Here is a 25508-nt window from a genome sequence, read left to right on the forward strand (position 1 = left end):
GAAGGTCCAAACATGACTACCTCCATTCGTTCTTTCGTGCGGCCCGCGCGACTGGTTTTGTCGGCGCTTGCCGCCGCCGTGCTGGCAGCTTGCGCAGTGCAGCCCGCCCAGCATCCCGATCTGCCTGCCGCCGTGCAATCCACCGCGCCCGCCGCCTGGCGCATCGACGCGCCGCAGGATGCCGTCGATGCGTGCGCCTGGTGGGCGCAGTTCGACGACGCCACGCTCGACACGCTCATTGCCGGCGTGCTGACCGGCAATCTCGACCTGCAGGCGGCAGCGGAGCGCGTCAAGCAGGCGCAATCGATCACGACGCAAAAGCACGCGGCGCTGCTGCCGCAACTGGATTTCACGGCGCGGGGCGCGTATGCGCGCCAGAACACGCCGCCGCCGCTGGGCTACGTGAAGCAGGCGGGCGCGGGCGTGGCGCTGAGCTGGTCGCCCGATGTATTCGGCGGCGAGCGGCTCGATCTGCTGGCAGCGCAGGCCAATCTGGTCGGCCAGAAGCATGCGCTCGACGCGGTGCGTCTCGCGCTGGCGGCCGATGCGGCTTCGGCGTATGTCGATCTGCGCTGGGCGCAAGCCGAGTTGAAGATTCTTCAGGATAACGTATCGATACGCCAGCGCACCTTGCAGCTCACGCAGGACCGCTTGAAGTATGGTCTGTCGACCCAGCTCGACGTGACGCGCGCGCAGACGCAACTGAGCGAACTGCAGGCGCGGATTCCGCGCGCTCAGGCCAGCATCGATCATCAGCTCAATCTGATCGCCGTGTATACCGGGCGCACGCCTGAATCCGTTGCGCAGCTTGCGCTTGCCACGCCCGCGCCGATTCCCGCCGCGCCGCAGAGCGTGCCGCAACTGCTGCCGTCCGAAGCGCTGCTGCGCCGCCCCGACGTGCAGGCCGCCTACGCGACCGTGCAGCAGCGTGCGGCGGAAGTGGGCGTGGCGCGCGCCGAGCGTTACCCCAAGTTCTCGCTCAACCTCACGGACGGTGTGCTCGCTTCGTCGTATCTGGGTATGCCGACGTTGACCGACAACCTCTTTAGCGCGGCCTTGGGCGCGACCAGCCCGATCTTCAACGCGGGCCGCATCACCGCCGATATCGAGCAAAGCGAAAGCCGCATGCGCGAATCGCAGCTCAATCTGCAACAGACCATGCTGCAGGCGCTGCGCGAAGTGGAGGACAGCCGCACCGATCTCGTCAGTTCGGCCACGCAGACGCAACAGTTGCACGACGCGGTGGGCTCGTCGGCGCAGGCGCTCAAGCTCGCGAACCAGCTCTACAAAGGCGGCGCGGCGGATTTTCTCGATGTGCTGAGCGCGCAGCAAACCTGGCTGGCGGACGCCGATCTGCTCAACGATGCGCAGCGCGAGCGCGCGCAGGCGGCGGTGGCGCTGTATCGATCGCTGGGCGGCGGTTGGAGCGAAAGCGGCGATGTGATCGCGCAGGGTACCGATCGCGCGTCAGGCGGCTAATGATTCGGCATCCATATCAATCGGCGATGTCAGCCGTTCGCGCGCGCGGCGCTGCGCCATTGCGCGGGCGTCATGCCCACGTGACGCTTGAAACCGCGCTGGAACGCGGCATCGGATTGATAGCCCACGTACTCGCCGATCTCGGCGACCGGCTGGCTGCCTTGCGCGAGCAGACGCCCGGCAAGCGTCATGCGGATGTCGGTGAGCACGTCGGCGGCGGAACGGCCAATCGCTTCGTCGAAATGACGTGCGAAGGTCGCGCGCGACATGTGGCACAGATCGGCGAGTTCGGGGAGCGTCCAGGGCTTGCCGGGCGTGTCGAACATGGCGTCGATGGCGGGCTGCAGGCGCGGGCGTTGCGCCAGCGCGAGCAGGCCGCGCGGCGGCGCGTCGGTGTGGCTCGCGTAGCGCAGCGTGAGCGCGAACAACGCGCCCGACAAATGATTGACAAGCGATTCGCTGCCGGGCTGCGCTTCGAGCGCCTCGTCGCGCAGCAGGTCGATCAGCCGCACAAGCCGCTCGGGCACCTCGCCGCCTTTGGGCGCGCTGCTCACCACCAGACGCCCTGGCAGATTCTCGCGCAGCAGGCGTTGCGGCACGGCGGGCAGCACGAAACTGCCGCACAGCACATCGGCGATATCGCCGTCGCCGTGATTCGACTCGATGGTGCGGCCGTGCTCGATGCGCTTGTCGATGGGGGCGGGCGCGGCACCGCTGCCGTCGTGCAACTGGTGAGCTCCGCCAGAGGGGAACAGCACGATATCGCCCGCCTTCAGCTCGGTGGGCGCGCCGTGGGCGTCTTCGACGACCGCGCTGCCGCTGAGCAATACGTGGTAGCGCATTTCGCGCGCGTCGGCGTCGGGCTGCTCGATCCGCCAGGGCGCGCCAAAGTGGCAACGCACGTCGAGACGGCCCGCGACGGGCATGAGCGACAGGAGGCGGCTGAGGATATCCATGGTCGGCGGCATGAGACGAATGAGCATGAAGTCGCGTCATTCTGGCATTAAAAGCGGCGGCGTGCGCGCATAGACTGGCGTCATGCCATCGACGATGGCGCGCCGGAACCGGCAACCCTCTCACTGCTCTCAAGGAGTCGATCATGTCCCGTCTCACCGCCATCAAGCCCGAAGAAGCCACCGGCGCTGCCGCAGAAGTATTCGCGAAGATCCGCAAGGCTGTCGGCAAGGTGCCCAACGCTTATGCCACCATCGGCACGCACAGCCCCGAAGCGCTGGCTTCGATCCTGGGTGTGGAAGCCGTGCTGGCCGGCGGCTCGCTCTCGAAGGCCGATATTGAAGCGATCAAGCTGGCGGTGAGCGAAGTCGCCGGCTGTGATTACTGTGTTGCTGCACACACGCTGGCGGGCAAGTTCGCGGGTCTGTCGCCCGACGCGATGAAGCAGATTCGCGCGGGCGAAGCCACCGGCGACGCGAAGCGCGATGAACTGGTGCGCTTCGTGCGCACGCTGGTGCGTACGCACGGCACGGTCGCGCAAGCGGATGTGAATACCGTCAAGGAAGCCGGCTATAGCGAGCGTCAAATCGTGGAAACGGCCCTGGCGATCGCATCGATCACGTTCACGAATCTCGTGAATCGCGTCAACGATACGACGCTGGATTTCCCCGCGGTGGCGTAAAGCTAGCGAAGCAGGCAGCGAAGCAGGGCGCGCATTTTTTGTAATTCGCGCCCTGCCGCTTGCTGAATCGGACATAAACCATGCCACACGCGACGAGTGCCGCCTCCACGAATTCCTTTGAATGTGTGCATATGCATACATAAACTGAAGCAGTGAACGCAGTGCAACTGCAATCTCATGGAGAAAACACGATGAGCAGCATGAATTCAGCACGGGAAATTGTTTTGTGTCAGCCAGTGCGCACGGCGATTGGCGCATTCAATGGTTCGCTCAAGGGCGTGCCAGCGACCGAACTGGGCGCGATCGCGGTGCGCGAAACGCTCGCGCGCGCGAAACTCGATCCGGCCCTGCTCGGTTCAGTGGTGCTGGGCAATGTCATTCAGGCCGGCAACAAGATGAATCCCGCGCGTCAGGCGGAACTGGGCGGCGGCGTGCCGGTGCAGGTGCCAGCGTTGACGGTGAACCGCGTATGCGGCTCGGGCGCGCAGGCGATTGCGAGCGCGGCGCAGGAAATCCTGCTTGGTCTGGGCGATGTGGCGCTGGCTGGCGGGATGGAGAACATGGACCGCGCGCCTTATCTGATGGACGGCGGCCGCTGGGGTTATCGCATGGGCAACGCCGAAGTGCACGACAGCATGTTGCGCGATGGGCTGGTGGATGCGTTTTCGGGCCAGCATTCCGGCTGGCATACTGAAGATCTCGTGAAAAAAGCCGAACTCACGCGCGAACAGCAGGATCGCTGGGCAGCGCGTTCGCAGCAGCGTTTCGCTGCGGCGCAGGCGGCGGGGCGCTTCAAGGAAGAGATCGTCGCGGTGGAGCTGAAGGGCCGCAAGGGCGTGGAGCGTTTCGAAGCCGACGAAGCGCCGCGTCCCGATACGACGTTCGAGACGCTTGCCAGACTCAAGCCGGCGTTCCGGCCGGACGGCACCATCACGGCGGGCAATGCGCCCGGGCTCAATAGCGCGGCGGCGGCGATGCTGGTGGCCGAGCGCGGTTTCGCCGAAGCGCAGGGTCTTGCGCCGATGGTGCGGCTGGTCTCGTGGGGCGTGGCTGCCGTCGAGCCGGGCATGTTCGGCCTCGGTCCCGTGCCGGCCGTGCAACTGGCTTTGCAGCGCGCAGGCTGGTCGCTGGGCGATGTCGAACGCTTCGAGATCAACGAGGCGTTCGCAGCGGTGCCGCTCGCGGTGATGAAGCAGCTCGGCATTCCCGACGATGTGGTCAACGTGGAAGGCGGCGCGATTGCGCATGGCCATCCGATCGGCGCGACGGGCGCGATTCTCACGACACGTCTCGCATGGTCGATGCAGCGTGACGGCGTGCGCCGGGGCGTGGTGACGCTGTGCATCGGCGGCGGCCAGGGTATCGCGCTGGCGCTTGAGAAAGTATGATGGCCGGGCGCGCACGGTGGTGCAAGAAGCGCTGCGCGCGCCTTTGACTAACGAAGCGAACCAGGCAAAACCGAAGGTGAACGGCGATGACGAAGCGAGTAACGCGCGAGGAATGCAACTGTTTTGCGCTGCGGCAGGCCGCGCGCTTCGTCACGCAGCTTTACGAGCGTCATCTTTCGCAGGCGGGCGTGACGGCGGCGCAATTCACGATCCTCTCGCGTCTGGCGGGACGTCCCGACGCCACCGCCGCCGAGCTTTCCGATGAACTTGTGATGGACCGCACCACGCTCGTGCGTGCGCTCAAACCCTTGCAGCGCGACGGCCTCGTGCTGACCGCTGCCGCCGGGCACGATACGCGCACCCTGGTTTATCGGCTATCGGCAAGCGGCTTGCGGCGCTTCGACAAGGCGCATGCACTCTGGCAGGACGCCCAGACTGAATTCGAGCAATACATGAAGCGCGACCGCGCCAAGGCCTTGCGCGCCGAATTGTTCGCGCTTACCCAGGCGGCGGCTTGAGGTTTTAACAGCGGGGTTTAACTGCGGGTTTTAAAAACAGCGCGCTTTCAGAACGACGCACGCCTGATATTGGCGCTGCGCTGGCTTCGCTTGCAAGGTCGCGACAGCAGGGTAAGCCCACACAACCCCCAGCGTCCCGATCCGTCTCGAAAATGGCATGATGCAGTTTCCAGAGTTCGACGCCACGCCGCCGGGTTCTCATGAGACGACATCGACCGCCCCTGCCGCATTTCATGCGCGATCCCTCGCATCCCGCGTGGCGCGACATCGCGTTATCCACGCTGCCGGTCGCGCTGTTCTGTATTGCCGTGGTCGCGCTGGTGGTCTGGCTCGTCGATCCCGCACCGCCGCGTTCCATCACCATCAGCGCGGGGCCGCGCGACAGCTCGTTCATGCAGATGGCCGAGGGCTATCGCGCGATCCTCGCGCGCAACGGCGTTAAGCTCAAGATCCTCGAATCGGATGGCTCGGTCGAAAATCTCCAGCGCCTGCTCAATCCCAAATCGCATGTCGATCTTGCCTTCGTGCAAGGCGGCATCGCGCAAGGCATCAATACCGATACGCTGATGTCGCTGGGCAGCGTGGCGTATCTGCCCATCGTGGTGTTCTATCGCGGCAACGGGCTTTCGCAGCTATCCGATCTCGACGGCAAGCGCATTGCGATTGGCCGCGTGGGCAGCGGCACGCGTGAGCTGTCGCTGCGGCTGCTGCACGCGAACGGCATGGACCCAGGCGGCGATGCGACCTTCCTGCCGCTCGACGGCCTGGAGGCCGCCACCGCGCTGGTATCGGATCGCGCCGATGCCGCCATGCTCAGCGGCGATTCCACCACGCGCACGCTCATGCTACGGCTGCTCAATATTCCGGGTATCTCGGTGATGAGCTTCGAGGAAGCGTCTGCCTATACGCGCATTTTCCCGTATCTCGAAGGCGTGGACCTGCCGCCGGGCGTGCTCGATCTGCGCCGCCGCGTGCCGCAGCAAACCGTGCATCTGGTCGGGCCGACGGTGGAAATCGTCGCGCGCAATACGCTGCATCCGGCGATCTCCGATCTCATCATCGAAGCCGCGAGCGAAGTCAACGGCGTGCCGGGTCTGCTGCAGCGCGCGGGCCAGTTTCCCAGCCCCGATGCGCACGATTTCCGCATCAGCGAAGACGCGACGCGCTACTACAAGTCGGGCAAAAGCTTTCTTTATCGTACGCTGCCATTCTGGCTTGCGAGCGTCGCGGACCGGCTGCTGGTTTTGCTGCTGCCGCTGGCCGTGCTGGTGTTCCCCGCCTTGCGCGCGATCCCCGCGCTCTATCGCTGGCGCGTGCGCTCGCGCATCTATCGCTACTACGGCGCGCTGATCGCCATCGAGCGCGATGCGCTCAAACACACGAGCGAGGAGGAGCGCGTGGCGCTCATCAACGAACTCGACGAGATCGAAAGGTCGCTCAATACGCTGCGCATGCCGCTCGCGTATGCCGATGCTTTCTATGTGCTGCGCGAGCACGTGGGCTTCGTGCGCATGCACCTCATGCCCGCGCGTCGGCAACCTCAAAACGCGACACATTGATGATGCAAGCGCGTTGTTTGCTGTGTGCCTGAAGGTCGATTGAATGCTTCCCGAATTATTTCGTAGTCCGTTTTTATCGGCTTGATTGATCCACTTTTCAAAACAGACAAACTTTAACGAACCGGCGGTTGACACTACGAGTCGCCCCCCTATATTTTGCCGCTAGTACCTGTACGACGTCGCATGGCATCCGGGCGCAAGCACAAGCACAAGCCAACCTTCGCGCCGCAAGCAGGAATGCCGCTGCTGGACACGCAGTTGGGCATTCGCAAAGACCTACCCGCAACGAGGAGGGCCGATTCGTGAAACCGTCCGGTGTACGCCAGCATGCTGCCTGGCTCATATGCGCCGCGCTCGCGGCCGCACCGCTGTACATTGGGCCTGCCGGGCCCACTGCCGCATTGGCGCAAAGCGCGGCGCATCTCTCCAGCCAGCAACTCGATTCGCTCACCGCGCCGGTCGCGCTGTACCCGGACGCCTTGCTCGCCCAGGTGCTCATGGCCGCCACGTTCCCGCAGGACGTGCAGTCCGCCGCAGCATGGTCCAAGGCCAATCCTAAACTTCAGGGCGACGATGCCGTGAAGGCGGTCGCCTCGCAGCCCTGGGACCCTAGCGTGCAATCGCTCGTCGCGTTTCCGCAGGTGCTGGCCACGATGTCGTCCAGGCCCGACTGGGTCGCGCAGATCGGCAATGCCTTTCTCGCGCAGCCGAACGACGTGATGGATTCCGTGCAACGTCTGCGCGCGCAGGCGCAGAAGGCCGGCAACCTCAAGTCGAGCGAGCAGCAGAAGGTCGTGGTGCAACCTGCGTCCAGCACCACTACGACCCAGACCATCGTGATCGAACCGGCCAATCCGCAGGTGGTCTATGTGCCAACCTACAACCCCACCGTGGTCTATGGCACGTGGCCGTATCCGGCCTATCCGCCGGTGTATATGCCGCCGCCTCCGGGCTACGCAATCGCCGCGGGCTTCGTGAGCGGGCTCGCCTTTGGCGCGGGCGTGGCAGTGGCGAATTCGCTGTGGGGCGGCTTCGGTTGGGGCACGCACGACGTCAACATCAACGTCAATCGCTACAACAATATCAACGTCAACAACCGCATCAACACGAACGGCTCGACTGCCAACTGGAATCGCAACGCCAATGTGGAGCGCCGCCAGAACTTCAATCAGAACCTGAGCAACGCGAATCTGAATGGTCAGCGCAACCAGTTTCGCGGTTACGACCAGTCGCGTCAGCAGGCCGCGCAGACCTTGCAGAACCGCACCGGCCAGAACATGAACGGCAACGCCAGCCAGCGGCTGAACGATATCCAGCACGGCGGTACGCGGCCCGGCGCGGGCGGCCCGGGTGCGAACGGCACGCAAAACGCCAATCGCGGCAACGAGTTCAACAACCGTGCGCAGAACGCCAACCGGCAAAACGACCTCAGCAACCGTGCCCAGAGCGCCAATCGCGACAACGCGTTGCGCGGCGCCGGGGATGGCGGTGGAGCGCGCGCCGATATGCAGCGCGGCCAGCAAAGTCGAGAGGCCTTCCAGAACCGTGGCGGCGGCGCTCGCCTGGGTGGTGGTGGCGGTGGCGAACGCCACTTTGGCCGTCGTTGAATATCTATAGGAGTCTCGCGATGATCCGTACTCACGCACGCCGCCCGTCGCAAGGCGCGCGGCCTGCCGGGCTCACCCGGCTCAGCGCGGCGCTGGCGTTTGCGCTGTTCGCCGCGCCTGCCTTGCTGGCCGTACCCGGCGCGGGCGCGGCCTTGGCGCAGGCCGTGTATCCCACGCCCGATGCCGCGGCCCAGGCCTTCACCGACGCACTCTCCAGCAACGACCACGAAGCGATGAAACACGTGCTCGGCAGCAATTTCCAGCAGTTCATTCCCACCCAGAACATTGGCGAGGATGACATCAACGACTTCCTCGGCGCGTGGGCCAAAGGCCATCAGATCGTGCCGGACGCCACGCCCGTCGCTGGCAAGGCCAGCGCGCATCTGAGCGTCGGCGACAGCGGCTGGACGCTGCCGGTCCCGCTGGTGCAGAGCGGCAGCGGCTGGCGCTTCGACCCACGCGAAGGCGGGATCGAAGTGCTCACGCGGCGAATCGGCCGTAACGAGCGCGCGGCCATGCTTTCGTCGCTGGCCTACGTCGATGCGCAGAACGACTATCGCAAGCTCATGCAGCACTACGCCCTGCGTATCGTGAGCACGCCGGGGGCGCATGATGGTCTGTACTGGCCGGTGGGCTCCGGCGAGGACCCAAGTCCGCTGGGGCCGCTTGCGGAAACCATGCCGCACGATTCGAAGATCACGCCGCAGGAGGGCTACCACGGCTACCACTTCCGGATCCTTACGGCGCAAGGCCCGCATGCGGATGGCGGCGCACGCAGCTACCTGGAAGCTGGCCAACTGACCAACGGCTTTGCTCTTGTGGCCTGGCCGGCGCAGTACGGCAAGACGGGGGTGATGAGCTTTATCGTCAATCAGGACGGCAAGCTGTACCAGAAGGACCTCGGGCCGAACGGCGCGAAAGCGGCCGCCGCGCTCAAGAGCTTCGATCCCGATCCGTCCTGGCAGGCCACGGCGCCCTGAGCGTCAAGTGCTGGCGCGCCGTGTAGCGCATACACGGTGTTTTTGCAGCAGGCGCCTTCGGGCGCCTTTCTTTTTGTATGTTCTGTTCATTGCGTTGCCGCTGGCCAGGTTTGCAACGCTTGAACGCTCTTGACGTGTAAATCGGGCACAATCGGCTGGAAGTGGGGGCTGACGGCGCGCAGCCGCCTCCACTTTGCGGCTGGGGAGAGGGTGAAAGCGAGGCCGGATCGATGCCGGGCACGTCGTTTGCTGTATCCCTGCGCAAACTCTTATTCGTGTGGAGATAACGACATGCAACGACGCAACTTCATGCTTTCGGCAGCCGTAGCGCTTGCCTCCGGCGGTATGGCGCTCGCAGGCTGCACCACTACGCCGGGCAACACCTCCAACGCTGCGACGGATATGTCGAAGCGCCAGTCGATCGACGCCAATGTCGACGACGCAATGACGAAGCTGTATTCGACCGTCAAGGGCTCGCGCGAGCTGGTCGCCAAGTCGCGCGGCGTGCTGGTGTTCCCGTCGGTGCTGCAGGCGGGCTTTATCGTCGGCGCGCAATACGGCGAAGGTTCGCTGCGCGTGGGCGGCGCGACGACCGGCTACTACAGCACGGTGTCCGGCTCGTTCGGCCTGCAGGCCGGCGCGCAGTCGAAGGCCGTCATCTTCTGCTTCATGACCCAGGATGCGCTGGACAAATTCCGCAGCACCGACGGCTGGGCAGCGGGCGCGGACGCTTCGGTCGCGCTCGTGACGATCGGCGCGAACGGCGCGGTCGATACCAACACGGCAACGCACCCGGTCGAAGTCTTCGTGTTGACCAACGCCGGCCTGATGGCGGACGTCTCGCTCGCGGGCACCAAGGTTACGCGTTTGAAGATCTGATCGGTCTGGGCCTCGCCTGAAGACCGTGCAACGAAAAAGGGCAAGGCCGTCGTGGCCTTGCCCTTTCTATTTGGCGTGAACCGTCCTGCCTACAGGAATCGAAAGACGCGCCTCGGCGTCTCGATTAAGACAGTTTTTGTAATTAATATAATCTATCGAATTATCAGAAGTAATTCGTTGGAGCATCGCCTGGTTCGGTCGTCCTGCGCTCTCATGGATATCCCCTATGCAACGTCCGCGTGCTCCTGCCGATAGGACGAGACGAAGAGCACGAATGCGCAACATAAGAAGTCACACAAAGTAGACGCAAAAAAGCGACGCCCACCAAAGCGATCGCGGACCCATACGCCAGGAGACCGGACCACATGCTCAGAAACATCACGATTCGCGGAGGGCTCACCCTCGTCATCGGCATCTTCGTCGCCTTCTTGCTGGTCGTGATCGGCGTGGCCTATGGCGCGCTGAAGCTGACCAACGAGAGCCTGCTCGACACCCAGCGCAGCGCGCAGTCGCTCGCCGCGCTCAAGACCAGTTCCGAGCGGCTCCTGCAGGTGCGTCTCGCGCTGGGCGGCTACGAGACGCTCTTCAGCGTGGGCAAGTCCACCGACGGCATGCTCGATCAGGCGCACAAGATCCTTGCCGATTCGAACAAGGATTTCGCGACCTACAGCGCCGGCCCGTTCGCCGATGACGACGAGGCGCGTCTCGCGCATACCGTTGCGCAGGCGCGCACGGCGCTCGTCGAGCAGGCGCTCGAACCCGAGTACAAGGCGCTCGTGGACAACGACTTCAACACCTTCCGCACGATCCAGGGCGAAACCGCCGACCGCTATTACGGCACCTATGCAAAGGCCATCGACGCGCTGGAGGACTGGCAGCAGGCGCGCGAACAGCGCAATGCCGAAACGGCGGCGACGCGCTTTCGTTTTTCGCTGATCGTGTTCGCCGTGATCGGCGCGGTGGGCGTGGCGATCGGCCTGATCGCGCGCGGCGGGTTGGCTGCGGCGGTGGTCAAGCCCGTCGATACGGCGATACGCCACTTCCAGCGCATCGCCGCCGGCGACCTGAGCGTCGATGTGCGCGTGCGTTCGAGCAACGAAATGGGCCAACTGCTCGGCGCGCTGGCGCAGATGCGTGAAGCGCTGATCGGCACGGTCGCGCGCGTGCGCGGCAGCACGCAGGAAATCACCTTGGGCGCCAACCAGATCGCGGCGGGCAATGTCGATCTGTCGAGCCGCACGTCGCAGCAGGCGGCGGCGCTGCAGGAAACCGCCGCGAGCCTGGAGCAACTTTCGGCGGCGGTGCGCCAGAACACGGCGGGCGCGCAGGAAGCGAGCGGTCTCGCGCAGGGTGCGCTCAGCACGGTTTCGCGCGGCGCCGACGTGGTCGCGCGCGTGAACGAGACGATGAGCGACATCTCGTCGTCGTCGCGCAAGGTCGAAGAAATCACCGGCATCATCGAGGGCATCGCGTTCCAGACCAATATCCTTGCGCTCAACGCAGCCGTCGAGGCGGCGCGCGCGGGCGAGGAAGGGCGCGGCTTCGCAGTGGTGGCGCAGGAGGTGCGCAGCCTCGCACAGCGCTCGGGTACGGCGGCCAAGGAGATCAAGGAACTGATCGCCGCGTCGGTGGCGACAGTGGGCACGGGCGCGCGTCTGGTCGAGGAAGCGCGTCATACGATGGGCGAGGCGCGTGACGCCGTTGCGCGCGTGAGCCACATCATGGGCGAGATCACGGCGGCCACGCGCGAGCAGAGCGACGGCATCGAGCAGGTCAATCGGGCTATCGCGCAGATCGACGAGGTCACGCAGCGCAACGCGGCGCTGGTGGAGGAGGCGGCGGCGTCGGCGCAGTCGCTGGAATCGCAGGCCGATGCGCTGCGCGAAGCCGTTTCCGTGTTCCATCTGGCCGATGGCGCGGCCGCGCGCGCAGTGGCGCATGGCGGCCACGAAGCCGCCGGCGTGGGCGCGCTCGCCTTAACCTGAGGTTATATCCCCCGTTCGATTCGCCATTGAGTTCCTTTTTTTGCCCGGCGAGACTGGAAGGAACACAGAAAGCGGAAACAACGGGCTATGCGAATTTGCGTGCTGGGCGGCGGGGTGATCGGGGTCACGACCGCGTATTTTCTGGCCCGCGATGGACATCAGGTGACGCTCGTCGAGCGTCATTCAAACGTGGCGCAGGAGACCAGCCACGCCAACGGCGGCCAGTTGAGCTACAACTACGTGGCGCCGCTGGCCGATCCATCGGTGCTGCCGAAGCTGCCGCAATGGCTCTTTTCGCGCGACGCGGCGCTGCGTTTCGTGCCGCGGTTGGACCCGCGTCAATTGCACTGGTGCGTGGCCTTCCTGCGCGCCTGCACGCGCGAGCGCAGTCGCGCCACCACGGCGCAATTGCTTGGGCTGGGTTTTCTGAGCCAACGTCTGATGCACGATATCGTTGCGCGCGAAACCATCGACTTCGACTACGTGCGCAACGGCAAGCTCGTGGTGTTTCGCGATCAGGGCGGCTTCGAGGGCGCGCGCCGCCAGGCCGACTATCAGGCTCAACTGGGTTGCGAACAGCATGCGCTCGATGGCGCGGCGTGCGTCGCGCTTGAACCGGCGCTGGCGCATATCAGCGGCGAGATTGCGGGCGGCATTCACACGCCGGGCGAAGAAGCCGGCGATTGCGACCGCTTCACGCGCGGCCTTGCGCGCGCAGCCCAACGCGATGGTGTGGATCTGCGTCTCGCCACGCAATTTTCCGGACTGCGAACGAAAGGCAAGACAGTGGAAGCGGTGGTGACGTCGGCGGGCGACATCGAAGCCGATGCTTTCGTCGTGTGTCTGGGCATGCAGAGTCAGCCCTTGCTCAATTCGCTTGGCGTGCGCGTGCCGATGTATCCGCTCAAGGGCTACAGCCTCACGCTGCCGACGGCGCGTGCCCCGGGCGCGCCGCGCCTGTCAGTCACCGACGCGCATCACAAGGTGGTCTACGCGCCGCTTGGCGAGCGCCTGCGTATCGCGGGCATGGTCGATCTCAACGGCATGAGCGCGCAAGCCGATCAGGCGCGCATCGCCTTGCTCACGCGCCAGGCGCGCGAGACCTTTCCCGATGCGGGCGATTACCGCGCCGCGCAGACGTGGACCGGCATGCGGCCCGCTACGCCAGACAGTAAGCCGCTGATCGGCGCAACGCAATTTCGCAATTTATGGATGAACACGGGGCATGGTGCGCTGGGCTTTACGCTCGCCTGCGGCAGTGCCCAGTTAATGGCCGATCTGATCGCGCAGCGCACCTTGCCGCTCAACGGCGACGCGTTCGCGCCGGGCCGCTGAACGTTTTTCTCACCTCGTTTTCACAACACGCTGGGAGTAGAGCACGATGAACACAATCAGGACGAACGCGGCGCTGGCACTGGGCTTCACGACACTGGCCACGATAACGGCCGCGGCGCACGCCGACGAACTCGCGGGCACGCTCAAGAAAGTGCATGACAGCGGCGTGATCGTGCTCGGTACGCGCGAATCGTCGATTCCGTTTTCGTATTACGACCAGAACCAGAACGTGATTGGCTATTCGCAGGAGATTGCGCTGAAGATCGTCGATGCGGTCAAGCAGAAGACCAACACGCCCGGCCTCAAGGTCAAAACGATTCCGATCACCTCGCAGAATCGTATTCCGCTGATGCAGAACGGCACCATCGACCTGGAATGCGGTTCGACCACCAATACGTTCGAGCGCCAGAATCAGGCTGCGTTTTCGAACAGCATCTTTCTGTACGGCATTCGCTTTATCACCCGCAAGGACTCGGGCGTGAAGGATTTCCCTGATCTGGCGGGCAAGACCGTGGCGACCACGGCGGGCACTTCGGATGAACGCATGCTGCGCAAGATGAACGAAGAGAAGCACATGAACATGACGATCATCAGCGCCAAGGATCACGCTGAATCGTTCCTCAACGTGACGACGGGGCGGGCAGTGGCCTTCGTCATGGATGAGCCGCTGCTCTATGGCGAGCGCGCGAAGACGAAGAATCCGCAGGATTACGTGGTGACGGGCACGCCCCCGGTTTCGGAGAACTACGCCTGCATGCTGCGCCGCGACGATCCGCAGTTCAAGGCGCTCGTCGACGAAACGGTCGCGAAGATGCAGACCTCGGGCGAGATGGCGAAGCTCTACACGAAGTGGTTCACGCAGCCGATTCCGCCGACCGGCATGAATCTCGACTATCCGCTTTCGCAGCAGATGAAGGACCTGTTCGCGCATCCGAACGATAGGGCGCTCGATTAGGCGCTCGATTGATGCGGGCCTGCGCATGAGATTGCTTTAGCCCTGCATTTGCAGGCCTAAAAAGGAAAATGCCGCATTCCTGTGAAGGACTGCGGCATTGTCATTGCGCGGCGAACTGAGCCGCGCGGTACTGCATATTCGTTGGTAGGCTCGATTGGATTCGAACCAACGACCCCCACCATGTCAAGGTGGTGCTCTAACCAACTGAGCTACGAGCCTGTTGAGAGCGCGAATTATAGAGAGGGTATCGAAGCCTTGCAAGCCCTTTTCGCAAAATGTTGAAAAAAGGTTTGAGGGCGACCTTTATGAGGTCGCGCGCTTCGCGCCGTCCTCCGCTGCTTCAAGCGCCGTTTCCATCTCCTGCGCCGCGCGCTGCAATTCGGGCACGAAGCGCCGCACGGCCTCCGCCGGATTGATCGCCTGCTCCAGATAGATGATGTTGAGGCTGGCGATCACGCGCCCATGCGCGCCGATCGCTACCGCGAGTGCGCCGATCTTGCGCTGGTCGGCCCAGTCGCCATGATTCGAACCAAAGCCATCGGCCAGCGTCTGGCGCACGAGATTGCGCACGAAGGCGGCGTCGCCGGCCAGCTTCTGCTGTTGCTCGCCGCCCGCGCCCGCGCGCAGCATGTCGAGAATGTCTTCGCGCTGCGCCTCGGGGCAATGGGCGAAATAGGCGCGGCCCGCGGCAGTGAGCAGCATCGGCAGACGGCGGCCCACCATCGCGCGGTGAAACGAGAGCGGGCTGAAGCGATGCGTGGTCTCGCGGATGATCATCGCCTCGCCGTCGGGCGTGGTGAGATCCGATGGCCACACGACCCGCTGCATCATCTGGCCCATGATCGGCGGCGCGATGGTGGCGATGAGTTCGTCGTCCGTGAAGCCTTCGCTCAGCGCGCGCACGTTCATCGTCAGACGGAAGCTGTCGTCCGACGCGCTGCGCCGCACGAGATCTTCTTCCACCAGCGTCTCCAGCAAACGGCGCACCGTCGTGCGGTGCAGGCCGGTGGCGTCGCTGAGCTGCTGGCTCGTCGCGCGGCCGTTTTCCATCGCGTTGAGCGCCCGCAGCACTTGCAGGCCGCGTGCGAGGCCACGCACGTTTGCATACTTTGTCATTCAAAAAATCTCTTTTAAATCAACTGTGTGCATTCTATGCACATTTCTCTCAAATTGTTGAGAGCGCGTCGCGGCGACTCTAGACTCGCTTCCATGCCTTGCACGAGATCGCCCCGATAAAGGGCGACTGACATGGAGACAACATGAACACCCCTGCTGCATCAGCCGACGCTGTGCGCGTGCGCGAGCGCGCCACCGACGTCGCCATCATCGGCGCAGGCCCCGTCGGCCTGATGATCGCCAATATCCTCGGTCTGCAGGGCGTGCGCGTCACGCTCATCGAAAAGCTCGAACAGATTATCGACTATCCACGTGCGATTGGTCTGGACGACGAAGCATTGCGCGTATTCCAGTCGGTTGGCGTGGTCGATGCCTTGTTGCCGCACACCACGCCCGATCACTGGATGCGCTTCGTCACGAAGGACGGCCATTGCTTTGCATCCATCGAGCCGCGCACCGACGAATTCGGCTGGCCGCGCCGCAACGCCTTTATTCAGCCGCTCGCCGATCGCGTGCTCTACGAAGGACTCGCGCGCTTCGAGCAGGTGGAAGTGCTGCTGGGCACCAGCGTGAATGGTTTCGTACAGGATGCACAGGGCGTGTCCATCGACGTGACCGACTCCCGCGGCGAGCGCCGCACGATACGCGCCGCCTGGATGGTGGGCGCGGACGGCGGCAACAGCTTTGTGCGCCGCGCGCTCGACGTGCCGTTCGAAGGCCGCACCAAGCCGAATCAATGGATCGTGGTGGACGTGCGCAACGATCCGATCGGCTCGCCGCATATCTATATGCATTGCGATCACGAGCGCCCGTACGTGTCGGCGGCGCTGCCGCACGGCATTCGTCGCTTCGAATTCATGGTGATGCCCGGCGAGACCGAGGAAGAACTCTCGAAGCCCGACAACCTGGCCGCGCTGATCCGCAAGGTGGTGGCGGACCCGGACAAGGTCGACACCATCCGCAAGCGCGTCTACACGCATAACGCGCGTCTGGCCGAAACCTTCCGCGTGGATCGCATCCTGCTGGCGGGCGACGCTGCGCACATCATGCCGGTGTGGCAGGGTCAGGGCTACAACAGCGGCATTCGCGACGCCAACAATCTGGGCTGGAAACTCGCGATGGTCGTGAAGGGCCTCGCCGACGGCCGTCTGCTCGACACCTATACCGTCGAGCGCCGCGCGCATGCGCGTTCGATGATTCATCTTTCCGAAGTCGCGGGCGATATCTTCGCGCCCAACACAGGTTTGGGTGCACGTTTTCGCGATGCATTCGTGAAGTCGATGAACGTGTTCCCGGCGGTGAAACGCTATTTCGTCGAGATGCGTTTCAAGCCGATGCCGCGTTACGAAGCGGGCGTCGTGCTGCTGCCGCCGCCCAGGCCGACGGGCGGATGGCTGGCGCGCCGGCTCGAACGCGCGGGCGATTCGGCGCCGGGCCGCTTGCTGGGTTTGATGAGCCAGAAGCGCGATTCGCTGCTCGGACGCATGGCCTATGGGCGCGATCCGCACGCGGCGTCGCCGGTGGGCCGCATGTTTATCCAGCCGCGCGTGCGCCTGAGCGATGGCCGCGTCATGCGGCTCGACGATGCGATCGGCAATGGTTTCGCAGTGCTTGCGTGGGGCGCGGACCCAACCTTCGGACTCACGCTGCAGGCGCGTGCGCTGTGTGAGCGCCTGGGCGCCCGCTTCGTGCTGGCCAAACCCGACGTGCAGCTCGATTACGCCGATGACGTGCCCGCAGGCGTGCTCGCGCTCGGCGATGTGCAAGGGCGTCTCAAGGACTGGTTCAGTCGCTTGCCGGAATCGGTCGTGTTGCTGCGCCCGGATCGCTTCGTGGCGGGCGTGTGCTCGCCGCAGCAGGTCTCGGAGGCCATCGTCGAACTGGCCGGCAAGTTAGGGATGACCGATAGCGCCATGCGCGAAGCGGCTTTGCCGCATCGTCCCGCGCGCGCCAACGTCGCGATCGTGGAAGCCGCCTGAGCAGGAGCCGCACGTGAATTCCAGCATGATTCACCTCGAATGCCTTTCGCACACGCCGCTGCACGGCTACTTCGATCCGCAGCCGGAGGTGGTGGCCGAAGTGGAGCGCGTGGGCCGCGCAGCGCGCGCACGCGTCGAGGCATTCCGGCCCGATCTGATCGTTGCGTTCGCACCCGATCATTTCAACGGCTTCTTTTATGACGTGATGCCGCCGTTCTGCATCGGCGCCAGGGCTCAATCGATTGGCGATTTCAAGAGCCTCGCGGGTGCGCTGCCGGTGCCCGAAGACCTGGCTTACGCGCTCGCGGAAAGCGTGCTCGCCGCAGATATCGACGTAGCGTTGTCGTATCGCATGCAGGTCGATCACGGCTGCGCGCAGGCGCTCGAAGTGCTCACAGGCAGCCTGGATCGCTACCCCGTGATTCCCGTGTTCATCAATTCCGTTGCGCCGCCGCTGGCGACGCTGCGCCGCGCGCGGCTGCTGGGCGATGCCATCGGGCGCTTCATGGTGCGTACGGGCAAGCGTGTGCTGGTGGTGGGCTCAGGCGGCATTTCTCACGAGCCGCCCGTGCCTGAACTTTTCGGCGCGACGCCTGAAATTGCCGAGCGCCTGATTGCGGGCCGCAACCCATCCGAGGAGTCGCGTGATGCACGCCAGACGCGCACCGTGGCTGCCGCGCGGGCCTTCACGCAGGGCGATAGCCACCTGCATCCGCTCAATCCGCAATGGGATCGCGCGTTTCTCGAACAGCTCGCCTCAGGCGAACTGACTGCCGTGGACGGCATGACGAATGCCGCGATCACGCGCGACGGCGGCAAGTCGGCGCATGAAATCCGCACCTGGGTGGCGGCGTTTGGCGCGCTCGCGGCCCACGGTCCTTATCGCGCATCGCTCGATTATTACCGTGCGATTCCCGAATGGATCGCTGGTTTCGCCACCATGCATGCCACGCCCGCGCACGCGGCTTCGGCGTATTGAACCAGGAGAACGCAATGACCGATCCGAAACTCATCGCGGCGCTGGCCGCGCGTCTGCGCGAAGCGGAAGCCTCGCGCGCCGTGATTGAACCCGTGCGCGGGCAGATCGCCATCGGCGATATCGCCACTGCCTATGCCGTGCAGCAAGCCAATGTCGATCTGCGCGTGCAGAACGGCGAGCGCATCGTGGGCCGCAAGATTGGCCTCACCTCGCTTGCGGTGCAGAAACAACTGGGCGTGGATCAGCCCGATTTCGGGGCGCTGTTCGCGTCGATGGCGTTTGGCGACGGCGAGCCGGTCCCGCTCGCGCAACTGATCCAGCCGAAGGTGGAAGCGGAAATTGCGCTCGTGCTCGAACGCGATCTCACGCATGAGAAGCACACCTTCGTCGATATTCTGCGTGCGAGTGCGTATGCACTGGCGGCAATCGAAATCGTCGATAGCCGCATCCAGAACTGGGATATCCGCTTTGTCGATACGGTCGCAGATAACGCGTCGAGCGCGCGTTTCGTCGTCGGCAGCCGTCCGGTGCCGCTCTCGCAGATCGATCTCGGCGCTTGCGCGATGACGCTTTCGCGCGATCACGAAGTGCTCTCGCGCGGCAACGGCGCGGCTTGCCTGGGCAACCCGCTCAACGCAGCCGTGTGGCTCGCCGATCGCATGGTGCAGCTTGGCTCGCCGTTGCGCGCCGGCGACGTGGTGCTCACGGGGGCGCTCGGACCCATGGTCGCCGTCAAGGAACCCGGCACCTTTACCGCGCAGATCGACGGCCTCGGCAGCGTTCGCGCGATTTTCACCGCCTGAATTGCAGGCCGAAACACAGGACTTCACATGGCTTCCGAAAAACTCAAGGCCGCGATCATCGGTTCCGGCAATATCGGCACGGACCTGATGATCAAGATCATGCGCCACAGCCAGCATCTGGAGATGGCGGCGATGGTTGGCATCGATCCCCACTCCGATGGTCTCGCGCGCGCCGCGCGGCTGGGCGTGGCGACTACGCATGAAGGCGTGGAAGGGCTCACGCGCCTGCCCGTATTCGACGATATCGATTTCGCGTTCGATGCGACGTCGGCGGGCGCGCACGTGAAGAACGATGCGTTGCTGCGCAAGCTGAAGCCGTCGATTCGCGTGATCGACCTGACGCCTGCCGCGATCGGGCCGTATTGCGTGCCGGTGGTGAATCTCGATGCACATATCGACGCGCCCAACGTGAATATGGTCACGTGCGGCGGCCAGGCGACGATTCCCATCGTCGCAGCGGTGTCGCGCGTGGCGAAGGTGCATTATGCGGAGATCGTCGCGTCGATCAGCAGTAAATCGGCGGGACCGGGCACGCGCGCGAATATCGACGAATTCACCGAGACGACTTCGAAAGCGATCGAAGCCGTTGGCGGTGCAGCGAAAGGCAAGGCGATCATCGTGCTTAATCCGGCGGAGCCGCCGGTGATGATGCGTGACACGGTTTACACGCTTTCCGCAATGGCCGACCGCGAAGCCGTCGAGCGCTCGATTGAAGAAACCGTGGCGAAGGTGCAAGCCTATGTGCCGGGCTATCGCCTGAAGCAGAAAGTGCAATTCGATGAAATTCCCGCGAGCGCGCCTTTGAATATTCCGGGCCTCGGGCAATTTAGCGGCCTGAAAACATCGGTGTTTCTCGAAGTGGAAGGTGCTGCGCATTATCTGCCCGCTTATGCAGGCAATCTCGACATCATGACTTCCGCCGCGCTCGCCACCGCCGGGCGTATGGCGCAAACGCTCTTGAGCGTGCAGGGAGCGTAAAGCGATGAGCAAGAAACTCATTATCTCCGATGTGACGCTGCGCGACGGCAGCCACGCCATCCGCCATCAATACTCGATTCAGAACGTGCAGGACATCGCACGCGCGCTGGACCGCGCGAAAGTCGATTCGATCGAAGTCGCCCACGGCGATGGTTTGCAGGGTTCGAGCTTCAATTACGGCTTTGGCGCGCATAGCGATCTCGAATGGATCGAAGCCGTCGCGGACGTGGTGAAGCACGCAAAGATCGCCACGCTGCTGCTGCCCGGCATCGGCACGATTCACGATCTGAAGGCCGCCTACGAGGCGGGCGCGCGCATCGTGCGCGTGGCCACGCATTGCACCGAAGCGGATATTTCTAAGCAGCACATCGAATACGCGCGCGAACTGGGCATGGATACGGTCGGCTTCCTGATGATGAGCCATATGACCACGCCAGAGAATCTGGCCGTTCAGGCAAAGAAAATGGAAGGCTACGGCGCGACCTGCATTTATGTGGTCGATTCGGGCGGTGCGCTGACGATGAGCGATGTGCGCGACCGGTTCCGTGCCGTAAAAGCCATTTTGAAGCCGGAAACCCAGACCGGCATGCACGCACACCACAATCTCTCGCTGGGCGTGGCGAATTCGATCGTCGCCGTGGAGGAAGGTTGCGACCGCATCGATGCATCGCTCGCGGGTATGGGCGCGGGCGCGGGCAATGCGCCGCTCGAAGTATTCATCGCCGCGGCGCAACGCTTGGGCTGGAATCACGGCACTGATCTCTACACGCTGATGGACGCCGCCGACGATATCGTGCGGCCCTTGCAGGATCGGCCGGTACGCGTGGATCGCGAAACGCTCGCACTGGGTTATGCGGGCGTGTATTCGAGTTTCCTGCGCCACGCGGAAGTGGCCGCGCAAAAGTACGGCCTCAAAGCCGTGGACATTCTTGTTGAACTGGGCAAGCGCCGCATGGTGGGCGGTCAGGAAGACATGATCGTCGATGTGGCGCTGGATTTGAAACAACGCAGCAAAGCCGTAACGCAGTAAAAACGAACGCCGCGCGTCGCATCGAGCGACTCGCGGCGTTGTTGTGTCGTACTGGAAATACACATGATTAGCCGCCGCAAAGAGTGGCTGACACCCAACATTGGAGACTTTTCACATGACGTCACGAATCAGTGCTGCCGGAGGCAGCAACAAGGCGACCATCGGCTTGTGCCTGGCGATTGCCCTGCTCGAAGGGCTGGATCTGCAATCGGCGGGCGTGGCCGGGCCGCGGATGGCGAAGGAGTTCTCGCTCGCCGTGTCGCAGATGGGCTGGGCTTTCAGCGCGGGCGCCATCGGGCTATTGCCGGGCGCGGCGCTGGGTGGACGGCTGGCCGACCGCTTCGGACGCAAGCGCGTGCTGATGGCGTCGGTCACGTTGTTCGGGTTGTTCTCGCTGGCGACCACGCTGGTCTGGAACTTCGAAAGCCTGCTGGTCGCGCGCTTCCTGACGGGCCTCGGGCTGGGCGCGGCCATGCCCAATCTCATCGCGTTGTGCTCCGAAGCGGCCGGCCCGCAGCAACGCAGCACGGCGGTGGGCGCCATGTATTGCGGCATGCCGTTCGGCGCGGCGATCGCGGCTGTGATCGGCATGCTGGGAGCGAGTCCGACGAGCTGGCGCGATGTGTTCTATGTCGGTGGACTCGGGCCGATTGTGATGGTGCCGCTGCTCGGCGTGTTTCTGCGCGAGTCGCATCAATTCGTGGCGTCGCGCGCGGCAAAGGCGGCGCGTGAAAGCGTTCCCGCAGTCGGCGAGGCGTTGTGGCGTCATGGCCGCGCACGCACCACGATTGCGCTGTGGATCAGCTATCTCGGCACACTGATCGTGCTGTATTTCCTGATGAACTGGCTGCCTTCGATGGTGCTTTCGCGCGGCCTCACGCGCGTGCAGTCGAACATCGTGCTGATGATGTTCAACATCGGCGGCGGCATCGGGGCTGTTGCGATCGCAACAATCATGGATCGCTTCGGGCGTCGTCGCACGGTGATCGGCATGTATGTGGGCATCGCGCTGGCGCTTGCGGCACTGGCGAGCGCAAGCGGCGCGGGTTCGATGGCGTGCGGCGGGCTGCTTTGCGGACTCTTCCTGGTGGGCGGGCAGTCGGTGCTCTATGCGCTGGCGGGACACGCGTATCCGACGCAAGTGCGAGGCACGGGCGTGGGCGCTGCCGTGGCGGTGGGGCGGCTGGGTTCGATTCTCGGGCCGCTGGTGGCGGGACAATTGTTCGCGCTGGGGCAGAGCGCCTCGGTGCTGGTGGCGTCGAGCATTCCGCTGTGCGTGATCGCGGCGCTCGCGGCATTGACGGTGGTGGGCGGATTCGCGCGGCGCGACGCGGCAGGCGCACAAGGCGTTTGAATCAATCATTTTTGGCGGAGCGGGCAAGCGCCTGCTCCATGACGGATTAGCGGGTTTGACTGCAAGGACATCAACATGACCTCGACGGCACAGACGATTACGGAAGCCTCCACGAGCCAGTTCGCTCGCGTGAAGGACGGCGAACTCGAACTGCGGATTCACTACAACGACACTGGTGCGAGCGCATCGAATGCAGGCAACGGCGCAAACGGCGAGACCGTCGTGATGCTGCACGGCTCGGGACCTGGCGCGAGCGGTTGGGCCAACTTCAATCGCAACGTCGAACCGCTGGTCGCGGCGGGTTATCGCGTGATCCTGATGGACTGCCCGGGGTGGAGCAAGAGCGATCCTGTCGTCTGCACGACATCGCGTTCGGAGTTCAACGGGCGCGTGCTCAAGGGGCTACTCGATGTGCTCGATATCGAGCGCGTGCATATTCTGGGCAATTCGATGGGCGGTCATAGCGCCGTGGCGTTCGCGCTGGCGAACCCGCAACGCGTTGGCAAGCTCGTGCTGATGGGCGGCGGCACTGGCGGCCCGAGCAACTTCGCGCCGATGCCCACCGAAGGCATCAAGCTGTTGCAAGGGCTTTACCGCGAGCCCACCATCGAGAACCTCAAGCGCATGATGAATGTGTTTGTCTTCGACGCGAGTTCGATCACCGACGATCTGATGCAGGCGCGCCTCGACAATATGCTCGCGCGCCGCGATCACCTGGAGAACTTCGTGAAGAGCCTCGCGGCCAATCCGAAACAGTTCACCGACTACGGTCCGCGTCTTGGCGAGATCGCTGCGCCCACGCTCGTGATCTGGGGCCGCGACGACCGCTTCGTGCCGATGGATATCGGCCTGCGTCTGCTCGCGGGTATGCAGAACGCGCAACTGCATGTGTTCAACCGTTGCGGTCACTGGGTGCAGTGGGAACACGCGGACGCGTTCAATCGCATGGTGCTGGATTTCCTGCAGCATTGATTGGGCCTTGATGACGTATCGGCGCGCAGGGGGGAACGCCACTGCGCGCCGCCTGGACGAGCGGCGTACACTGAACGGGCACTTTGAGTGCGCTATGCACGCCGCATGTGCGCGCTCGATAGACGGCATGTCCAACCGCATCCATCGGGAACGTCATGAAGAAACTGCTTAATCAACCGTCGGACGTCGTGCGCGAAATGCTCGAAGGCATCGCGCTGCAAGCGCCTAACGTCGTCATTCTCGGTGATGAAAACGTGCTGGTGCGCCGCGATATTCCCGAGCCCCAGTCGCGCCCGGTCGCGTTGATATCGGGCGGCGGTAGCGGCCATGAGCCCGCGCACGGCGGCTACGTAGGGGCGGGCATGCTGAGCGCGGTAGTGTGTGGCGAAGTGTTTACGTCGCCGCCGACCGATGCGGTGCTCGCGGCGATCCGCGCGACCGCTGGCCCGAAGGGCGCGCTCCTGATCGTCAAGAACTACACGGGCGACCGGCTCAACTTCGGCCTCGCGGCTGAACTTGCGCGCGCTCAGGGCATTCCGGTCGAAGTCGTGATCGTCGCCGACGATGTCGCACTGCGCGCACACGCGGAGAAGCATCAGCGGCGCGGCATCGCGGGCACGGTGCTGATCCACAAGATCGCCGGCGCGGCGGCCGCGCGCGGTGCATCGCTCGACGTGGTGGCTGCGACCGCGCGCGATGCCGCGGCGAATCTGGGCACCATGGGCGTTGCGCTCGACGGCTGCACGCTGCCGGGCATGGCGCAATCGAGCTTCACGCTCAACGACGACGAGATCGAACTAGGGCTTGGCATCCACGGCGAAAAGGGCGTGGAGCGCAGCGCGCCGCTGCCCGCCGACGAACTGACCGAAGCGCTGCTCGTCAACGTTCTCGAAGATCTGGCCATCCAGCGCGGCGAGCGCGTAGTGCTGCTCGTCAACGGTCTGGGCGCGACGCCGCAAATGGAACTCGATATCGTGTTGCGCGCGGCTTATACGAGCTTGCGGCGTCGCGAAGTGCGTGTGGAGCGTGCGTGGGCCGGGACGCTGCTATCGGCGCTCAATATGCCGGGGTGTTCGATTTCGCTGATGCGCGTCGACGATAGCCGGCTCGCCTTGCTTGACGCGGCGACCGAGGCGCATGCATGGCCCGGGAAAGGCTGCATCAATCCGACCATTCGACTGGATGTCGCGTCTGGCGCGATTCATGAGGAATGCGTAGCAAAGACGCTCGACGCTTCGCGCGCAGCGTGGGCGGCGCGGGCGAAGGCTGCACTGGATGCCGTCGCTCAGGCGCTGGTGCAAAACGAGGCGCGCTTGACCGAGCTTGATGCGCTTGCCGGCGACGGCGATCTCGGCGCGAGCATGCATCGTGCGGCAGATGCGGCGTCGGCGTTGCCGGTGGAGGTGCTGGGCACGGCGCCGCAGGCGCTCGCTGCGTTGGGGGCAAGCTTGCGTCGTGCCATCGCGGGCAGTTCGGGGCCGTTCTATGCCACGGCGCTGCTGCGCGCTTCACGCGTGCTCGCCGATACGCCCGAACCGACGGCGCAGGAATGGGCGCAGGCGTGGCGTGGCGCGATCGAGGCGATCAGTGAGCTAGGCGGCGCGAAGGCTGGCGATCGGACGATGATCGATGCATTGGCGCCGGCGGTGGAGGCGTTCGAGGAAGCGCTGAGGAACGGGCAGGCGGTGCAGCAGGCGTTCAGCGCCGCCGTGGCCGCCGCCGGGCACGGCGCGCAGGCGACGGCGCATATGCATCCGCGCGTGGGGCGCGCGAGTTATCTGGGCAAGCGCGCGATTGGATCGCCGGATGGTGGCGCGGTGGCGGTGGCGTACTGGCTGGCGGCGCTTGGCCCATTTGTGGGGAAATAGGCGGCGGTCGCTAAGAGCGGCTAACACAAGTCATCAACAAAGCGTGAACAGATAACGGCAGCAGCTAGGGACAGCAACGCAACATGAATGTCGAGACGACGCTCGAAA

20 protein-coding genes, 1 tRNA gene and 1 pseudogene are annotated in these 25508 nt (G+C 64.3%); 19 read left to right on the forward strand and 3 right to left on the reverse strand.

All coding sequences use genetic code 11. The annotated features are described in order from the left end of the window. Window positions 1–12: 12 nt before the first annotated feature. Window positions 13–1479: an efflux transporter outer membrane subunit gene (locus tag F4827_RS33450; protein ID WP_183733114.1), complete on the forward strand. Its 1467-nt coding sequence runs from the start codon at window positions 13–15 to the stop codon at window positions 1477–1479. Window positions 1480–1508: 29 nt separating this feature from the next. Here the strand turns inward: F4827_RS33450 and F4827_RS33455 are convergent, their stop codons facing one another. Next, on the reverse strand, window positions 1509–2462 hold the full coding sequence (locus F4827_RS33455) for an AraC family transcriptional regulator (RefSeq protein WP_311675194.1): 954 nt from the start codon (window positions 2460–2462) through the stop codon (window positions 1509–1511). A gap of 116 nt (window positions 2463–2578) precedes the next feature. Between F4827_RS33455 and F4827_RS33460 the strand changes: the two genes are divergently transcribed. The 10 genes and pseudogenes from F4827_RS33460 to F4827_RS33505 all read left to right on the forward strand — a co-directional run bounded on the left by F4827_RS33460 (window position 2579) and on the right by F4827_RS33505 (window position 14321). Then, on the forward strand, window positions 2579–3115 hold the full coding sequence (locus F4827_RS33460; RefSeq protein ID WP_183733117.1) for a carboxymuconolactone decarboxylase family protein: 537 nt from the start codon (window positions 2579–2581) through the stop codon (window positions 3113–3115). A gap of 200 nt (window positions 3116–3315) precedes the next feature. After that, entirely contained in the window at window positions 3316–4503 is a 1188-nt protein-coding gene (locus F4827_RS33465) for a thiolase family protein (RefSeq protein WP_183733172.1), read from the forward strand. Between the two features lie 86 nt (window positions 4504–4589). Then, a complete protein-coding gene (locus F4827_RS33470; RefSeq protein ID WP_183733120.1) occupies window positions 4590–5021 on the forward strand; it encodes a MarR family winged helix-turn-helix transcriptional regulator in 432 nt (143 codons plus the stop codon). Window positions 5022–5221: 200 nt separating this feature from the next. Next, a complete protein-coding gene (locus tag F4827_RS33475) occupies window positions 5222–6580 on the forward strand; it encodes a TAXI family TRAP transporter solute-binding subunit (protein ID WP_183733123.1) in 1359 nt (452 codons plus the stop codon). Window positions 6581–6882: 302 nt separating this feature from the next. Then, window positions 6883–8187, forward strand: a complete 1305-nt coding sequence (locus tag F4827_RS33480; protein WP_409258894.1) for a DUF3300 domain-containing protein — start codon at window positions 6883–6885, stop codon at window positions 8185–8187. Between the two features lie 20 nt (window positions 8188–8207). Continuing rightward, window positions 8208–9167, forward strand: a complete 960-nt coding sequence (locus tag F4827_RS33485; RefSeq protein WP_183733127.1) for a DUF2950 domain-containing protein — start codon at window positions 8208–8210, stop codon at window positions 9165–9167. A 291-nt stretch (window positions 9168–9458) separates the two neighbouring features. Next, window positions 9459–10046 (forward strand): YSC84-related protein, encoded by a 588-nt coding sequence (locus tag F4827_RS33490; RefSeq protein WP_183733130.1) that lies wholly within the window; start codon window positions 9459–9461, stop codon window positions 10044–10046. A gap of 365 nt (window positions 10047–10411) precedes the next feature. Continuing rightward, window positions 10412–12031 carry a methyl-accepting chemotaxis protein gene (locus F4827_RS33495; protein ID WP_183733133.1) on the forward strand — a complete coding sequence of 540 codons (1620 nt, stop codon included), beginning with the start codon at window positions 10412–10414 and terminating at the stop codon, window positions 12029–12031. 78 nt (window positions 12032–12109) lie between these two features. Continuing rightward, a pseudogene (locus F4827_RS33500) lies at window positions 12110–13366 on the forward strand (D-amino acid dehydrogenase); the annotation flags it as partial. A 46-nt stretch (window positions 13367–13412) separates the two neighbouring features. Next, window positions 13413–14321, forward strand: a complete 909-nt coding sequence (locus F4827_RS33505; protein ID WP_183733140.1) for a glutamate/aspartate ABC transporter substrate-binding protein — start codon at window positions 13413–13415, stop codon at window positions 14319–14321. Between the two features lie 142 nt (window positions 14322–14463). Here F4827_RS33505 and F4827_RS33510 read toward each other — a convergent pair. Together F4827_RS33510 and F4827_RS33515 are read right to left on the reverse strand one after the other, a co-directional pair. Further along, a tRNA-Val gene (locus F4827_RS33510) sits at window positions 14464–14540 on the reverse strand. A gap of 84 nt (window positions 14541–14624) precedes the next feature. Then, the gene (locus F4827_RS33515) at window positions 14625–15437 is read right to left on the reverse strand and encodes a DNA-binding transcriptional regulator (protein WP_183733143.1); all 813 of its coding nucleotides are present in this window, start codon (window positions 15435–15437) and stop codon (window positions 14625–14627) included. 143 nt (window positions 15438–15580) lie between these two features. Between F4827_RS33515 and F4827_RS33520 the strand changes: the two genes are divergently transcribed. The 8 genes from F4827_RS33520 (at window position 15581) to F4827_RS33555 (ending at window position 25400) form a co-directional block, all read left to right on the forward strand. Further along, window positions 15581–17416, forward strand: a complete 1836-nt coding sequence (locus tag F4827_RS33520; protein WP_183733146.1) for a bifunctional 3-(3-hydroxy-phenyl)propionate/3-hydroxycinnamic acid hydroxylase — start codon at window positions 15581–15583, stop codon at window positions 17414–17416. Between the two features lie 25 nt (window positions 17417–17441). After that, window positions 17442–18395, forward strand: a complete 954-nt coding sequence (locus F4827_RS33525) for a 3-carboxyethylcatechol 2,3-dioxygenase (protein ID WP_183733179.1) — start codon at window positions 17442–17444, stop codon at window positions 18393–18395. A 14-nt stretch (window positions 18396–18409) separates the two neighbouring features. Then, window positions 18410–19198 (forward strand): 2-keto-4-pentenoate hydratase, encoded by a 789-nt coding sequence (gene mhpD, locus F4827_RS33530; RefSeq protein WP_183733148.1) that lies wholly within the window; start codon window positions 18410–18412, stop codon window positions 19196–19198. 27 nt (window positions 19199–19225) lie between these two features. Next, entirely contained in the window at window positions 19226–20176 is a 951-nt protein-coding gene (locus F4827_RS33535) for an acetaldehyde dehydrogenase (acetylating) (protein ID WP_183733151.1), read from the forward strand. Between the two features lie 4 nt (window positions 20177–20180). Beyond that, entirely contained in the window at window positions 20181–21206 is a 1026-nt protein-coding gene (mhpE, locus tag F4827_RS33540; protein WP_183733155.1) for a 4-hydroxy-2-oxovalerate aldolase, read from the forward strand. A gap of 115 nt (window positions 21207–21321) precedes the next feature. Next, entirely contained in the window at window positions 21322–22560 is a 1239-nt protein-coding gene (mhpT, locus tag F4827_RS33545) for a 3-(3-hydroxy-phenyl)propionate transporter MhpT (protein ID WP_183733158.1), read from the forward strand. A 75-nt stretch (window positions 22561–22635) separates the two neighbouring features. Next, on the forward strand, window positions 22636–23532 hold the full coding sequence (locus F4827_RS33550; RefSeq protein ID WP_183733161.1) for an alpha/beta fold hydrolase: 897 nt from the start codon (window positions 22636–22638) through the stop codon (window positions 23530–23532). 155 nt (window positions 23533–23687) lie between these two features. Beyond that, complete coding sequence (locus F4827_RS33555) at window positions 23688–25400, forward strand: dihydroxyacetone kinase family protein (RefSeq protein ID WP_183733164.1); 1713 nt, start codon at window positions 23688–23690, stop codon at window positions 25398–25400. The last annotated feature ends 108 nt before the right edge of the window (window positions 25401–25508 follow it).

The organism is Paraburkholderia bannensis, from assembly GCF_014200455.1.
GTDB classification, from domain to species: Bacteria; Pseudomonadota; Gammaproteobacteria; order Burkholderiales; family Burkholderiaceae; genus Paraburkholderia; species Paraburkholderia bannensis_A.